Source organism: Tropicimonas sp. IMCC34043, assembly GCF_003390845.1.
Classification (GTDB): Bacteria; Pseudomonadota; Alphaproteobacteria; order Rhodobacterales; family Rhodobacteraceae; genus Tropicimonas.
The window spans coordinates 1,081,405-1,094,233 of record NZ_QMEK01000001.1; the positions used below are offsets into that span (position 1 = coordinate 1,081,405).

General features: G+C 65.2%; 14 protein-coding genes. 10 read left to right on the plus strand and 4 right to left on the minus strand.

All coding sequences use genetic code 11. The features are described from left to right. Nucleotides 1–16: 16 nt before the first annotated feature. Nucleotides 17–1,516 (minus strand): CoA-acylating methylmalonate-semialdehyde dehydrogenase, encoded by a 1,500-nt coding sequence (locus DQG17_RS05020; protein WP_116131648.1) that lies wholly within the window; start codon nt 1,514–1,516, stop codon nt 17–19. 101 nt (nt 1,517–1,617) lie between these two features. Here DQG17_RS05020 and DQG17_RS05025 point away from each other — a divergent pair, with 101 nt between their 5' ends. The 5 genes from DQG17_RS05025 to DQG17_RS05045 all read left to right on the plus strand — a co-directional run bounded on the left by DQG17_RS05025 (nt 1,618) and on the right by DQG17_RS05045 (nt 5,804). Further along, entirely contained in the window at nt 1,618–2,511 is an 894-nt protein-coding gene (locus DQG17_RS05025; RefSeq protein ID WP_116131649.1) for a LysR family transcriptional regulator, read from the plus strand. A 70-nt stretch (nt 2,512–2,581) separates the two neighbouring features. Continuing rightward, nucleotides 2,582–3,016, plus strand: a complete 435-nt coding sequence (locus tag DQG17_RS05030) for a CBS domain-containing protein (protein WP_116131650.1) — start codon at nt 2,582–2,584, stop codon at nt 3,014–3,016. Nucleotides 3,017–3,224: 208 nt separating this feature from the next. Beyond that, nucleotides 3,225–3,779, plus strand: coding sequence for a pantetheine-phosphate adenylyltransferase (gene coaD, locus DQG17_RS05035; protein WP_116131651.1), 555 nt, complete (start codon nt 3,225–3,227; stop codon nt 3,777–3,779). 34 nt (nt 3,780–3,813) lie between these two features. Next, the gene (locus DQG17_RS05040) at nt 3,814–4,695 is read left to right on the plus strand and encodes a glycosyltransferase family 2 protein (RefSeq protein ID WP_116131652.1); all 882 of its coding nucleotides are present in this window, start codon (nt 3,814–3,816) and stop codon (nt 4,693–4,695) included. Nucleotides 4,696–4,793: 98 nt separating this feature from the next. Next, nucleotides 4,794–5,804 carry a DUF808 domain-containing protein gene (locus tag DQG17_RS05045; protein ID WP_116132593.1) on the plus strand — a complete coding sequence of 337 codons (1,011 nt, stop codon included), beginning with the start codon at nt 4,794–4,796 and terminating at the stop codon, nt 5,802–5,804. A 76-nt stretch (nt 5,805–5,880) separates the two neighbouring features. Here DQG17_RS05045 and tkt read toward each other — a convergent pair whose 3' ends face one another. Further along, nucleotides 5,881–7,899: a transketolase gene (gene tkt, locus DQG17_RS05050; RefSeq protein WP_116131653.1), complete on the minus strand. Its 2,019-nt coding sequence runs from the start codon at nt 7,897–7,899 to the stop codon at nt 5,881–5,883. Between the two features lie 254 nt (nt 7,900–8,153). Between tkt and DQG17_RS05055 the strand changes: the two genes are divergently transcribed. Further along, nucleotides 8,154–8,561 (plus strand): hypothetical protein, encoded by a 408-nt coding sequence (locus DQG17_RS05055; protein WP_116131654.1) that lies wholly within the window; start codon nt 8,154–8,156, stop codon nt 8,559–8,561. Further along, nucleotides 8,554–8,943, plus strand: a complete 390-nt coding sequence (locus DQG17_RS05060) for a cell division protein ZapA (protein ID WP_116131655.1) — start codon at nt 8,554–8,556, stop codon at nt 8,941–8,943. The genes DQG17_RS05055 and DQG17_RS05060 overlap by 8 nt, the downstream gene beginning before the upstream one ends. Nucleotides 8,944–9,269: 326 nt before the next feature. Here the strand turns inward: DQG17_RS05060 and grxD are convergent, their stop codons facing one another. Both grxD and DQG17_RS05070 read right to left on the minus strand, forming a co-directional pair. Continuing rightward, nucleotides 9,270–9,629, minus strand: a complete 360-nt coding sequence (grxD, locus tag DQG17_RS05065; RefSeq protein WP_116131656.1) for a Grx4 family monothiol glutaredoxin — start codon at nt 9,627–9,629, stop codon at nt 9,270–9,272. Between the two features lie 46 nt (nt 9,630–9,675). Next, nucleotides 9,676–9,918, minus strand: a complete 243-nt coding sequence (locus DQG17_RS05070; protein WP_116131657.1) for a BolA/IbaG family iron-sulfur metabolism protein — start codon at nt 9,916–9,918, stop codon at nt 9,676–9,678. A 520-nt stretch (nt 9,919–10,438) separates the two neighbouring features. Between DQG17_RS05070 and DQG17_RS05075 the strand changes: the two genes are divergently transcribed. From DQG17_RS05075 to DQG17_RS05085, 3 genes are read left to right on the plus strand one after another with little or no spacing between them, the layout of a single operon-like run. Continuing rightward, a complete protein-coding gene (locus DQG17_RS05075) occupies nt 10,439–11,992 on the plus strand; it encodes an acyl-CoA carboxylase subunit beta (RefSeq protein WP_116131658.1) in 1,554 nt (517 codons plus the stop codon). Nucleotides 11,993–12,008: 16 nt separating this feature from the next. Beyond that, complete coding sequence (locus tag DQG17_RS05080; RefSeq protein ID WP_116131659.1) at nt 12,009–12,425, plus strand: OadG family transporter subunit; 417 nt, start codon at nt 12,009–12,011, stop codon at nt 12,423–12,425. After that, nucleotides 12,422–12,814 carry a biotin/lipoyl-containing protein gene (locus tag DQG17_RS05085; protein ID WP_116131660.1) on the plus strand — a complete coding sequence of 131 codons (393 nt, stop codon included), beginning with the start codon at nt 12,422–12,424 and terminating at the stop codon, nt 12,812–12,814. Before DQG17_RS05080 ends, DQG17_RS05085 begins: the two co-directional genes overlap by 4 nt. Nucleotides 12,815–12,829: the final 15 nt, after the last annotated feature.

Below are 12,829 nucleotides of genomic sequence, written 5' to 3' on the forward strand. Positions count from 1 at the left end.
GGCGCCGTCGATGGGATCAGTCCATCGCCTTGAAGTGGAACTCGCCGCCTTCCTTGAGGCCCGAGGGCCAGCGCGACGTCACGGTCTTGGTCCTGGTGTAGAACCGGAAGGCGTCCGGCCCGTGCTGATTCAGGTCGCCAAAGCCCGATTTCTTCCAGCCGCCGAAGGTGTGATAGGCCAGCGGCACCGGGATCGGCACGTTGATGCCCACCATGCCGATGTTGATCCGGCTGGCGAAATCGCGGGCGGTGTCGCCGTCGCGGGTGAAGATCGCGGTGCCGTTGCCATATTCGTGGTCCATGGCCAGCCCGAGCGCTTCCTCGTAGGACCCGGCGCGAACCGTCGACAAGACCGGGCCGAAGATCTCCTTGCGATAAATCTCCATGTCCGGCGTGACCTTGTCGAACAGGCAGGGGCCGACGAAATAGCCGTCTTCATAGCCTTGCAGCGAGAAGTCGCGGCCGTCGACCACCAGTTCGGCGCCTTGTTCGACGCCTGAATCGACCAGACGCAGGATGTTGGCCTTGGCCGCGGCGGTTACCACGGGGCCGTAATCGACGTCGTCTCCAGCGGTATAGGGCCCGACCTTCAGCTTCTCGATCCGCGGCAGAAGCTTTTCGATCAGCCGGTCGGCGGTTTCATCGCCCACCGGCACCGCGACCGAAATCGCCATGCAGCGTTCGCCCGCCGCGCCAAAGCCCGCGCCGACCAGCGCATCGGCCGCCTGATCCATGTCAGCGTCGGGCATGATGATCATGTGGTTCTTCGCGCCGCCAAAGCACTGGGCGCGTTTGCCGTTCTCGGCTGCGCGATGATAGATGTAATGCGCAATCGGGGTCGAGCCGACGAAGCCCACGGCCTGGACGGTCGGGTTGTCGAGGATGGCGTCGACCGCCTCCTTGTCGCCGTTGATGACTTGCAGGATGCCATCGGGCAGGCCGGCTTCGGTGCAAAGCGCAGCCAGCATCATCGGCACGGAGGGGTCGCGTTCCGAGGGCTTGAGGATCATCGCGTTGCCCGCAGACAACGCCGGACCCATCTTCCACAGCGGAATCATCGCCGGAAAGTTGAACGGCGTGATGCCTGCAACGACCCCCAGCGGCTGGCGCATCGAATACATGTCGATGCCGGGACCGGCCGAATCGGTGAACTCGCCCTTCAGCATCTGCGGCGCGCCGATGCAGTATTCGATCACCTCGAGCCCGCGCTGCACGTCGCCCTTGGCATCGGGAAGGGTCTTGCCGTGTTCGCGGCTCAGCGCTTCGGCCAGCTTGTCCATGTCGCGGTTCAACAGCGACACGAGCTTCATCATCACCCGGGCGCGACGCTGCGGGTTGGTGGCACCCCAGGCGACCTGGGCTTCGGCTGCGGCGGCGATCGCCGCGTCGAGTTCGGCTTTCGAGGCGAGCGCAACCTTGGCCTGCACTTCGCCCGTCGCCGGATTGAAGACATCGGCAAAGCGGCCGGACGTTCCGGCGACCTGCTTGCCACCAATGTAATGACCAATTTCCTGCATGTGCTCCTCCTGCATGTTTCGCCCAGACCCTAGCCTTGCGGGAATGCCCTGAGAAGTGGCAGGTTGCCAAAAAGAGTTTGCAGAATTGCAGGATGGATACGATGGGGCCAAGTTGGGACGATCTGCGCGTGTACCTGGCGGTGGCCAACAACGGCAGCCTGTCAGGGGCAGGCGCAACGCTGAAACTCGATCCCGCGACCGTAGGGCGGCGCGTCGGGCGGCTGGAGGCCGCGCTAGGTGTGCCCTTGTTCCTGAAATCGCCGCAGGGCTATGCCCTGACCGAGGCAGGCGAGCGGCTGTTGCCGCGCGCCGAAGAGGCGGCGCAGGCCATGGCCTATGCCGAGGATGCGGTGCGCGGGCAGGGCGACCGGCTGTCCGGCACGGTGCGGATCGGCGCCCCCGACGGTTGCGCCAACTTCCTTCTGCCAAAGGTTCTCGCGCGCATCGTGTCAGACCACCCCGAACTGGAGGTCCAGCTTGTCGCGCTGCCGCGGGTCTTCAATCTGAACCGGCGCGAGGCCGACATGGCAATCGCGGTCAGCGTTCCGACGGCCGGCCGGCTGACGGTTCAGAAGATCGTCGACTATCGCCTGATCCTTGCCGCCTCGCGCGATTATCTCGCCGAGACGCCGGTAATCGGCTGTCTCGAGGATCTCAAGCAGCACCGCCTGATCGGCTATATCCCCGAGATGATCTTTGACAAGGAACTCGACTATCTCGGCAAGATCGGCGCCGACCGTCCGCGGCTCGCCTCGAATTCGGTCGCCGTGCAGTTCCACATGGCGCGCCAGGGGGCCGGGGTGGCGGTCGTCCACGATTTTGCCCTGGTCGGCGACGATGTGCTGGTTCCGGTCCTGCCCGAGGAATTTTCGCTCGACCGCAGTTTTTTCCTGATCCGCCATGCCGACGATGCAGGCGTGCGCCGTCTGACCCGATTTGCCGAACTTCTGCTCGTCGGCATCCGCCAAGCCATGGTTCGCGTTCGAGACTGTTGACAAGGGTACGCACCAGCGATGACGCTGCGTGAAGGGAACAACCTGCGGCAGGTATGGAGGAAATGCAGAAATGATTGTGAGAGACATTCTCAAGGGCAAAGCGGCCGAAGGGGTGATCACCGTCGCCCCGGGGCTGTCGGTGGAAGAAGCGGCAAGGATCCTTTCGGAAAAGCGGATCGGCTCGGTCGTGATCTCGAAGGACGGCAAGGATTGTGCCGGTATCCTGTCCGAACGTGACATCGTGCGCGAGCTTGGCCGGCGCGGGTCCGCCTGCATGGCCGACAAGGTCGACGACATGATGACCCGCAAGATCGAAACCTGCGACCTGAGCGAACAGGCCGAATCCGTACTGATCCGGATGACCGAGGGCCGGTTCCGCCACATGCCGGTGATCGAAGGCGGCGAAATGGTCGGCATCATCACCATCGGCGACGTGGTGAAGGCGCGGCTTCTCGAACTCGCGATGGAAAAGGACGCCCTGGAAGGGATGATCATGGGCCATTGAACCCGGGTCAGCAGCGCATTTCCGGCCGTGACATCGGATGCGGCCGGCCGATGCCTGCGGCAGATCGTGGCTGGGCCTGAAATCCGATATGGAGTGCTGCATCGCGGCATGCTAGATGTTCCTCCGGGAAAGAGGATATGGCACCTGCAGCGGCAATAGCAGGGCGAGGGTGTCGTATCCTTGTGGAGGAGAGCAGGGAGCGCAGTTGATGCGTATCGGACTTTATCCCGGAACCTTTGATCCGGTCACGCTGGGGCATCTGGATATCATCCGTCGCGCCACCGTACTGGTCGACCGACTGGTTCTGGGGGTTGCCATCAACCGCGACAAGGGCCCGCTGTTCAGCCTCGAGGAACGGGTCGCGATGATCGAGATCGAATGCCGCCGCGTGTCCGAAGAGACCGGCTGCGAGATCGTTGTGCATCCGTTCGAGAATCTGCTGATCAACTGCGCACACGATGTCGGGGCGCAGATGATTATCCGCGGTCTCCGCGCGGTGGCCGATTTCGAATATGAATTCCAGATGGTTGGCATGAACCGCAAGCTCGACGATTCCGTCGAGACCGTGTTCCTGATGGCCGAGGCGCAGCATCAGGCGATCGCCTCGCGGCTGGTCAAGGAAATCGCCCGGCTTGGCGGCAATGCCTCGAAATTCGTGACACCCCATGTCTATGCGGCCCTCTGCGACCGTTTCGGACAGCCCAAGAACAGCGTCAGTCACCGCCCCGAGGTGGTGATTGCAGAGCGTGGCGCAAGAGGCTAGGGCTCGACCCGTCGAACAAGGACGAGGCGGCGCGATGGCCGAAGCCTTCGGAAAACAGATCTCCAACCTGCTGAAAGGCAAGACCGGGCCGCAGATGCGGGCCGGCGGCTGGCTGTGGCGGCAATGGGCGCAGGCCCTGCCACCCTCGGACCGGCCACAGATGTTCTTCGCGGTCCCGCTGGTCTCGCGCCGGCGTGCCGGTGACTGGGGGATGGTCGAGGCGAACCTCGCGCGCACCCTTGCCTCGTTCCGCGCCCAGAGCCGTGGCGACTGGCAGGCCGTGGTCTGCGGCCAGGACCGGCCCGATGCGGGCCTTTTCGACGACAGGGTCAGCTTTCTGCCGTTCGACGGCTCGGACAAGTTCTATGACAAGGGCGACAAGCGCGTGGCACTGCTGCGCCATATCTCGCGGACCGTGGCGGCCGACGGCTATTACATGCAGTTCGACGCCGACGACATCCTGCACCCGCGCTTTGTCGAACACGTGCTGTCTGACGACAACGGCCGCGGCTATCTGATCGACACGGGCTATATGGCCGATCTGGCAGCGGGGCTGTTCGCGCGTCTGGCACCGAAATCCCCGGACGCCGCCAGCAATATCCCCTTCAACCGCTATTGCGGGTCGAGCAACGCGATCCGGGTCGATTTCCGTGCCGGCGCCCGTGGCTCGGCCAAGCTTCTGACCAAGCTGCGCGCCCATGGCCGGATCCCGGCGCAGATGGCGGCGCATGGCTTGGCGATGGATCCGGTGCCGTTTGCGGCCGCGATCTATCTGGTCAATCACGGCGAGAACATGGTCGAACGCCGCGGCAACCTTGGCGGCAAGCTCGACTACATGCAGCGCCATCTGGTGCCCGAGGCCGAGGTTGCCGCAATCCGCCGCGACTTTGGGCTCGACAGCCTGCCCGGGGTCTGAGCCGCAGGGTAAAAGCGGTGCCGCGCCCGGCTCCCCTTGGCGCCGGCGCCTCGGCCCCTTAGGGTCACAAGCGAAACCTGTCAGCGCACGAGGTCATGATGAGCGGTTTGCTCGCCCTTCTGGACGATGTGGCCGCACTGGCCAAGGTGGCCGCGGCCTCGATCGACGATGTGGCCGGGCAGGCGGCCCGGACCACCGTCAAGCTTGCCGGCGGGGTTGTCGACGACGCGGCAAAGGCCGGGGCCAAGGCCGCGGGGGCGCTGATCGACGATGCCGCGGTGACGCCGAAATACACCCACGGATTCCCGGCTGCGCGCGAGTTGCCCATCGTCGGGCGGATAGCGCTCGGGTCTATCCGCAACAAGCTTCTGGTGCTGCTGCCCGCGGCGCTGCTGCTTGGTGCCTTCGCGCCATGGCTGGTTACGCCGCTGCTGATGTTGGGCGGGTCCTATCTGTGTTTCGAGGGCGCCGAGAAGGTGCTGCACTCGCTCAGTCCCGGCCATCACAGCGGCGAGAATCTGGCTGAGACCGCCGATGGCCCCTCGCTCGAAGAAAGCCGCGTCGCCGGGGCGATCAAGACCGACTTCATCCTGTCGGCCGAGATCATGACCATCGCGCTTGCCGCGATCCCAGATTCGAGCCTGCTGGAAGAGGCGCTGACCCTCGCCATTGTCGGCATCGGCATCACCGCGTTGGTTTATGGCTCGGTCGCGCTGATCGTGAAGGCTGACGATGTCGGGCTGTTTCTGGCCCGGCGCGGCCATTTTGCGCCGACCCGGGCGTTCGGGCGCGGCGTCGTCCGCTTCATGCCGGTATTCATGCGTCTTCTGATGCTGGTCGGCACGGCGGCGATGCTGTGGGTCGGCGGCAGCATCGTGATCCACGGGGCAGAGGGTCTGGGCTTTGCCGCGCCTGCCCACTGGATCCACGAAACCGCCCAGACTGCGGCAAAGGCCGTTCCGCCGGAATTGGCCGGGGCTGTCGCCTGGTCGGTCTCTGCCTTTGCCAGCGGGGTGTTCGGGATCGTCTTGGGGGCGGTTCTGGTGCCCGTGGCAACCTATGTGCTGGTCCCGTTTGCGGGCCTGTTCCGCCCGGCGACCCGACACTGACCGTTTCGGCGGGCCGGTCGACCCGGCGAGGTCCGGCCGGGCGGGAGCCGCTGGCCCCCGCCCGGTCGCGTGTCGATCAGAGCAGCGCCTTGACCTTTTCGGCGGTGGCTTCCGGCGTGATCCCGAACAGCTCGTACAGCGCCTTGTCCGGCGCCGATGCGCCGAAGGTCTTCATGCCGACAAAGGCTGCCTTGGCGGATTTGCCGCCGTCGCCACACAGCCAGCGCTCCCAGCCCTGTTCGACACCGGCCTCGATGGCCACCCGTACCGGACCGGCGCCGCCAAGAACACGGCGGCGATAGCTGTCGTCCATGTCCGAAAACAGCTCCATGCAGGGCATCGAGACGACGCGGGTGCCGATCCCTTCGGCCTGCAGCAGGTCGCGGGCGGCAAGCGCGATCTGGATCTCGGATCCGGTCGCCATCAGCACAGCCTGACGCTTGCCCTCGGCTTCGGCCAGCACATAGCCGCCCTGGGCGCTCTGGTTGGCCGTCTTGTGCACCAACCGGACCGTGGGCAGGTTCTGCCGCGACAATGCCAGAACCGACGGTGCGTCGGTCAGCGTCAGCGCAAGTTCCCAGGCCTCGGCGGTCTCGACCGCATCGGCCGGGCGGAACACCCGCATGTTGGGCGTCGCGCGTAGCATTGCCAGATGTTCGACCGGCTGGTGCGTCGGCCCGTCCTCGCCCAGACCGATGCTGTCGTGGGTCATGACATAGACCACCGGCACCGCCATCAGCGCCGACAGACGCATCGCGGGGCGGGCATAGTCGGTGAAGCACATGAAGGTGCCGCCATAGGGGCGCACACCGCCGTGCAGCACCATGCCGTTCATCGCCGCGGCCATCCCATGCTCGCGGATGCCATAGCGGATATAGCGGCCCTTGCGGTTGGCGGGCCCGAAATCCTCCATGCCCGAGGATTTGGTGTTGTTCGACCCCGTCAGGTCCGCAGACCCGCCGAGCGTTTCGGGCATCAGCGGGTTGATGACCTCGAGCGCCATTTCGCTGGCCTTGCGGGTCGCGACCTTGGGGGCGTCCGCGACAAGCTTCTTGCGATAGCTGCGCAGCGCACTCGCCAGCCGCGCCGGAGCCTCGCCCGCAATCGCGCGTTCGATCCGCGCCTTCTTGGCGCCGGGCAGGGCGGCAAAATGGGCCTCCCATTCGGCGCGGGTTGCGCTGCCGCGGGCGCCGATTGCCTCCCATGCCTGCTTGATCTCGGCCGGAATCTCGAACGCACCATAGGGCCAGCCATAGGCGGCCTTGGTATCGGCGACGAGCTTGGGATCGCTCAGCGCGCCGTGGCCCTTCGAGGTGTCCTGCGCCGACGAGCCAAGCGCGATATGGGTCTTGCAGGCGATCATGGTCGGCCGGTTCGAGGCCTTGGCGGCGGTCAGGGCCGCGTCGATCGCGTCAGGATCGTGGCCGTCGCATTCCAGCACCTCCCAGCCCGACGCCTTGAAGCGCATCTTCTGGTCGGTGCGGTCGGCGATATCGACCTTGCCGTCGATGGTGATGCCGTTGTTGTCCCACAGCACGATCAGCCGGTTCAGCTCCTGGCGGCCGGCGAGTGCGATGGCTTCCTGGCTCACGCCCTCCATCAGGCAGCCGTCGCCGGCGATCACATAGGTATAGTGGTCGCAGACCGCCTTGCCCCAGGTCGCGCGCAGATGCGCCTCGGCGATGGCAAAGCCGACCGAATTGGCGATGCCCTGGCCCAGCGGGCCGGTCGTGGTTTCGACGCCGCGGGCGTGGCCATATTCCGGATGACCGGCCGTGATCGCGCCAAGCTGGCGAAAATTCTTGATCTGTTCCAGCGTCATGTCGGGCGAGCCGGTCAGGTGGAGCAGCGAATAAAGCAGCATCGAGCCATGGCCCGCCGACAGGATGAACCGGTCGCGGTCGGGCCATTCGGGGTTGGTGGCATCGAACTTCAGGTGCTTTTCGAACAGAACCGTGGCAACGTCGGCCATGCCCATCGGCATGCCGGAATGGCCCGAATTCGCCGCGGCGACGGCGTCGAGTGTCAGAGCTCGGATGGCACAGGCTTTCTGCCAATGATCGGGGTGAGCTTCTCTCAAGGCTGCAATATCCATTGCGTTTTCCTTTACTTTTTCGCCGCGCCGGGCCGGTTTGGCGGGGGTCGGGACCGAGGGCCGGTGTAACAGCGGCGGCGAAGGGGTCAAGCCGCCGTGACCGACTTGAAGTATGTTGGCTAAGTGCCTGAGCACAAGAGGCGAGCATTCCGGGCGCGTGTTGGGTAAACTTGTCCCTACGCAACGGCATGCCGATTCGCGGCGACAGGCGGGCCGGTGCCGAATGATAAATCAAAGACGATGGGGAAGGCAGCATGAACGAATTCGCCGATTTGGAGGCACGGCTGGCAATGGCCATGACGCGGATCGGCCGCGCCATGGACGGGCTTGTCGCGGCCCCCGCAGCGACAGCGCTTGACGAAGCACAGGCAGAGGCCGCGTCCGCGCGGGCCGAAGCAGAGGCCGAACGTGCGCGTGGCGCTGCCAGTGATGCAGAGCTTGCCCGCCTGCAGGAGACGCTCGAGGCGCAGGCACGGACCGAATCCGATCTGCGCCAGCGGATCGAGACGCTCGACGCAACCAAGGTACGGCTGCAAGAACGGCTTGTGGGCCTTGAGGCCGAGCTTGAAGCCGTGCTCGACGCCCGCAACGCCGATCGCGCCGAGCTTGACGAGCTGATCGCGGCACTGGAGCCGCTGGTAAAGGAGGGGATCGATGCCTGAGGTCAAGATCACGATCGGCGGCAAGGATTTCGCCGTTGCCTGCCAGGAAGGCGAAGAGCCGTTCCTGCAATCCGCCGCCGCCATGCTCGACCGCGAGGCCCAGACCGTCATGAGCCAGATCGGGCGGATGCCCGAGGTGCGGATGCTCTTGATGGCCGGGCTGATGCTGGCCGACCGCACGGCGGCTTATGAGGAACGGGCCGAGGCGGCCGAAGAAAAGCTTGCCCGGCAGGAACGGCTGATCGAGGAGATGAAGTCGATGCCGAGGCCCGAGCCCGAGCGGATCGAGGTTGTGCCCGCCGGACTGACCCGCAGTCTTGCAGACATGGTGGTCCGGGCCGAAGCGCTGGCCGACCTTGCCGAGGAGAAGATGCCTGGCTGAGGTGGCAGGGGTGAGTCGTCAGGCCCCGCGCCAGACGCTCCCGCCCCTTGTCAAAGCCTTACGGCACCTTCGCGCCTTGGGCGTGGCACGCGTTCCGCGTGCCGGCTGCCTGTCTGGCGGGGCGCGCAAATCCCGGGCCCGGATGCTGTTTCGGACAGGGATCGTTTTGCCGAGAGGCGCTTGAGGCGCAGACTTGCGCCTCAAGCGCCATTTCGATTGTGGGGCGTCCCCAAAGCCTGAACGACGCTCGGCGCCGTCTCCGGCGGTGGCCGCTGCAGTGGCCATCCCTGACCCTTCGCGGACCTGCCGGATCGGGTGTGAAAAACTCAGGCGTTGGCGGCGCGGATCTTTTCAGCGGCGTCCTTGTTGTAGGTCACGCCGTTGTCTTCGAACAGCTTGTCGAGTTCGCCCGACATGGTCATCTCGGTGATGATGTCGCAGCCGCCGACGAATTCGCCCTTGACGTAGAGCTGCGGGATCGTCGGCCAGTCGGAGAATTCCTTCACGCCCTGGCGGACGTCGTCGTCGGCCAGAACGTTCACGTCGAGAAACTCGACGCCCATGTAGTTCAGCACCCCGGCGACTCGCTGCGAAAACCCGCATTGCGGCGCCATCTTGGTGCCCTTCATGAAAAGAACGACATCGTTGTCGGTGACGGTCTGCTTGATCTGGTCCTGTGCGCTCATGGTCGCGTCCTTTGAGAGGGTTCGGTTAACGGCCCCGGAGGGCTGGTCAGTCGGGGGCCTTCGTGGTCAGGGCCAGGGCATGAAGCTCGCCGTCGGCGCCATCCATCTTGCCCTTGAGTGCGGCATAGACGGCGCGCTGCTGCTGGACTCGGTTCATGCCACGGAAGCTTTCGTCCTGCACTTCGGCAGCGAAGTGGTTTCCGTCGCCGGCCATGTCTGTGACGGTGATACTGGCCTGTGGGAAGGCTTCGCGAAGAAGATTTTCGATTTCGTGGGCCTGCATGGCCATGGAGGGCGTCCCTGCTGGTTCTTTTCCCCTCTGAAGGTAAGGCCGCCGGGGCGGGGCCGCAAGAGTGCTGGTAATCACATTGGCATGGCCTGGAAGTATCTGTTTTTGAAGGACTATACTTGGGCGGGTGCGGGTTCGGTGCGGCGGCGCCCCGAGGCTGTGCCGAAGAAGTGCGACAGGAAATGCGGCAGGCGTCCGCGAAATCGGCCCCGAAGCGCTGCCGCGTGCCGGGGCGGTCGGACGCAGCACAGTCCCTGCCGAAACGGTATGCCGTCGGCTACAACCAAAGCGCGTCGGCTGGTCGCGGGCCTGCGACGGCGGTTTCCCTTTATCTCTCGTCCAGAAGAGCGCAATAAGCACCCCGCCAGAAGGGAGCATCTTCTCGCGGGCCAGTGACCCCAGCGCCGTAACGGCAGCTTCGGAACGCCCAAGAGGACGGCCTCCACGCGGGGAATGGCCCCGCCACTCTCCGGAAAACGCCGTATCCAGCTGGATGCGGCCCTAGCAAAGCGGTTTTATCATGGCGATCTCGAAGGCTCTCGCGGACGAGTTGGAGAAGCGGCGCGCTGTCGCACTGGAAGGCGGCGGCAAAAGCAAGGTCGAGGCCCGGCATGCCAAGGGGCGCTTGACGGCCCGTGAACGGCTCGACGCGCTGTTCTCGCAGGGCACGTTTCAGGAATTCGGTCTGCATGCCCAACACAAGACCCGCCACTTCGGGATGGAAAAGAAATCCATCCCCACCGACGCAGTCATCACCGGTACCGGATTTGTCGACGGCCGCCCGGTCGCGGCATTCAGCCAGGACTTTGACGTGGCGGGCGGCTCGCTGGGCGAGATCCACTCGAAGAAAATCTGCCACACGCTCGATCATGCGGTGAAGGCGGGCATTCCTGTCATCGGCTTCAACGATTCGGGCGGGGCGCGCATTCAGGAAGGCGTCGGCGCGCTGTCGGCCTATGGCCAGGTGTTCTATCGCAACGTCCAGCTTTCGGGTGTGGTGCCGCAGATCTCGGTGATCGCGGGGCCCTGCGCCGGCGGCGCGGCCTACAGCCCGGCGCTGACCGACTTCCTGATCATGACCCGCGAACATGCACAGATGTTCATCTGCGGGCCCGAAGTGATCCGCGCCGTCACCGGGCAGGTCACCACGATGGAAGAGATCGGCTCGGCTCAGGCCCATGCCTCGGTCTCGGGCAACATCCACTTCATCGCCGAGAACGACGCCCATGCCGTCGCCATCGTGCATCGGCTGCTGTCGTTCCTGCCGTCGAACAACATGATGGACCCGCCGCACCGGATCGAACCCGACCTGTCGATTGCCGACGATCCGGTCATCGACGATCTGGTGCCGGAAGATTCGAAGACCCCGTTCGATTGCCGCAGGGTGATCGAGCGTCTGGCCGACGACGGGGATTTCCTGGAGGTGATGGAATCCTTCGCCGCCAACATCGTCATCGGCTTTGGCCGGATCGGCGGCATGGTGGTGGGCTTCGTGTCGAACCAGCCGACGGTGAAGGCCGGCACGCTCGACATCGATGCCTCCGACAAGGCGGCGCGCTTCGTGCGGTTCTGCAACGTGTTCAACATCCCGCTTGTCACCCTTGTCGATGTCCCGGGCTTCCTGCCCGGCGTCAACGAGGAGCGCCGTGGCATCATCCGGCACGGCGCCAAGATGCTGTTTGCCTATGCCTCGGCCACCGTGCCGAAGATCACGGTGATCATGCGCAAGGCCTATGGCGGAGCCTATCTGGCGATGTGCAGCCAGGACATGGGCGCCGACAGGGTGCTGGCATGGCCATCTGCCGAGATCGCCGTGATGGGGGCGGACGGGGCGGTCAACATCCTTTACCGTAAGGAACTGGCCGAGACCGAGGACAAGCAAGCCAAGGCAAAGGAACTGGCAGACGACTATCGCGCCGAATTTGCATCGCCCTATCTTTCGGCGGGAATGCTGTTCGTGGCGGACGTCATCCAGCCGCGCGAGACGCGCAGTGCGATCGCTCTGACGCTCCGCGGCCTGATGTCCAAGCGCGAGACCCGGCCGCCCAAGAAACACGGCAACATCCCGCTGTAAGAGAAGGTTCTTCTCCATGCTCGACAATCTGGAACTGATCGGCACGGGCTTTGCGGTTGTGATGCTGGTTTTGGCCTCGATCTGGGGGGCCTGCGCACTGGTGGGCAGCGTCTTCATCCGCATCGCCGACAGGGCCGCGGCCGCTGCCGCAGCGGCAGCAGCCCAACCTGTGGCCTCACCTGCGGCGGCGAGTACCGCCGCCGCAGGGGTGCCGGCCCATCATCTGGCCGCCATCGCCGCAGCCGTTGCCCATACACTTGGTGCAGGCTACCGCGTGACCCGCGTTGCCGCACCCGGCCACAAGGTCAGTGAGTGGCCGCTGGAAGGCCGAATTCAGACCTTTACGGGCCACCGTATCCGAACCGACTGGGGTCCGACCCGGCCCACGCTGGGTGGTGAGACCCCCAATATTCTGAGAGGAAAAAATCAATGAAACGTTTGCGGATCACCGTAGAAGGCATCGCCTACGACGTGACGGTGGAAGATCTCGACGCGACCTCTGCCCCCGCCGCCGCCGCGCCCGTCGCGGCAAGCCCCGCCCCCGCAGCCCGTCCCGCTGCAGCGGTTGCTGCGGCAGCCCCGGCTGCGGCGCCTGCCGCCGCTGCCGGTCCGGGCGGTGTTCCGAGCCCTCTGGCCGGCACCGTGATCAGCGTCGCGGTCGCTGTTGGCCAGAAGGTCAGCATCGGCGACGAGCTGCTGGTTCTGGAGGCCATGAAGATGAACACCTCGATCGGTGCGCCCCAGGACGGCACCGTCGCCGCCATCAACGTGACCCCCGGCACGACAGTGACCGAGGGACAGGTCCTTATCACCCTTTCCTGACAAGGGGGCCCTTCC

Bases quoted from the DNA above. Each gene is read 5' to 3' on its own strand.
- DQG17_RS05020 (WP_116131648.1), bottom strand. From the start codon at position 1,516: ATGCAGGAAATTGGTCATTACATTGGTGGCAAGCAGGTCGCCGGAACG.
- DQG17_RS05025 (WP_116131649.1), top strand. From the start codon at position 1,618: ATGGGGCCAAGTTGGGACGATCTGCGCGTGTACCTGGCGGTGGCCAAC.
- DQG17_RS05030 (WP_116131650.1), top strand. From the start codon at position 2,582: ATGATTGTGAGAGACATTCTCAAGGGCAAAGCGGCCGAAGGGGTGATC.
- coaD (WP_116131651.1), top strand. From the start codon at position 3,225: ATGCGTATCGGACTTTATCCCGGAACCTTTGATCCGGTCACGCTGGGG.
- DQG17_RS05040 (WP_116131652.1), top strand. From the start codon at position 3,814: ATGGCCGAAGCCTTCGGAAAACAGATCTCCAACCTGCTGAAAGGCAAG.
- DQG17_RS05045 (WP_116132593.1), top strand. From the start codon at position 4,794: ATGAGCGGTTTGCTCGCCCTTCTGGACGATGTGGCCGCACTGGCCAAG.
- tkt (WP_116131653.1), bottom strand. From the start codon at position 7,899: ATGGATATTGCAGCCTTGAGAGAAGCTCACCCCGATCATTGGCAGAAA.
- DQG17_RS05055 (WP_116131654.1), top strand. From the start codon at position 8,154: ATGAACGAATTCGCCGATTTGGAGGCACGGCTGGCAATGGCCATGACG.
- DQG17_RS05060 (WP_116131655.1), top strand. From the start codon at position 8,554: ATGCCTGAGGTCAAGATCACGATCGGCGGCAAGGATTTCGCCGTTGCC.
- grxD (WP_116131656.1), bottom strand. From the start codon at position 9,629: ATGAGCGCACAGGACCAGATCAAGCAGACCGTCACCGACAACGATGTC.
- DQG17_RS05070 (WP_116131657.1), bottom strand. From the start codon at position 9,918: ATGGCCATGCAGGCCCACGAAATCGAAAATCTTCTTCGCGAAGCCTTC.
- DQG17_RS05075 (WP_116131658.1), top strand. From the start codon at position 10,439: ATGGCGATCTCGAAGGCTCTCGCGGACGAGTTGGAGAAGCGGCGCGCT.
- DQG17_RS05080 (WP_116131659.1), top strand. From the start codon at position 12,009: ATGCTCGACAATCTGGAACTGATCGGCACGGGCTTTGCGGTTGTGATG.
- DQG17_RS05085 (WP_116131660.1), top strand. From the start codon at position 12,422: ATGAAACGTTTGCGGATCACCGTAGAAGGCATCGCCTACGACGTGACG.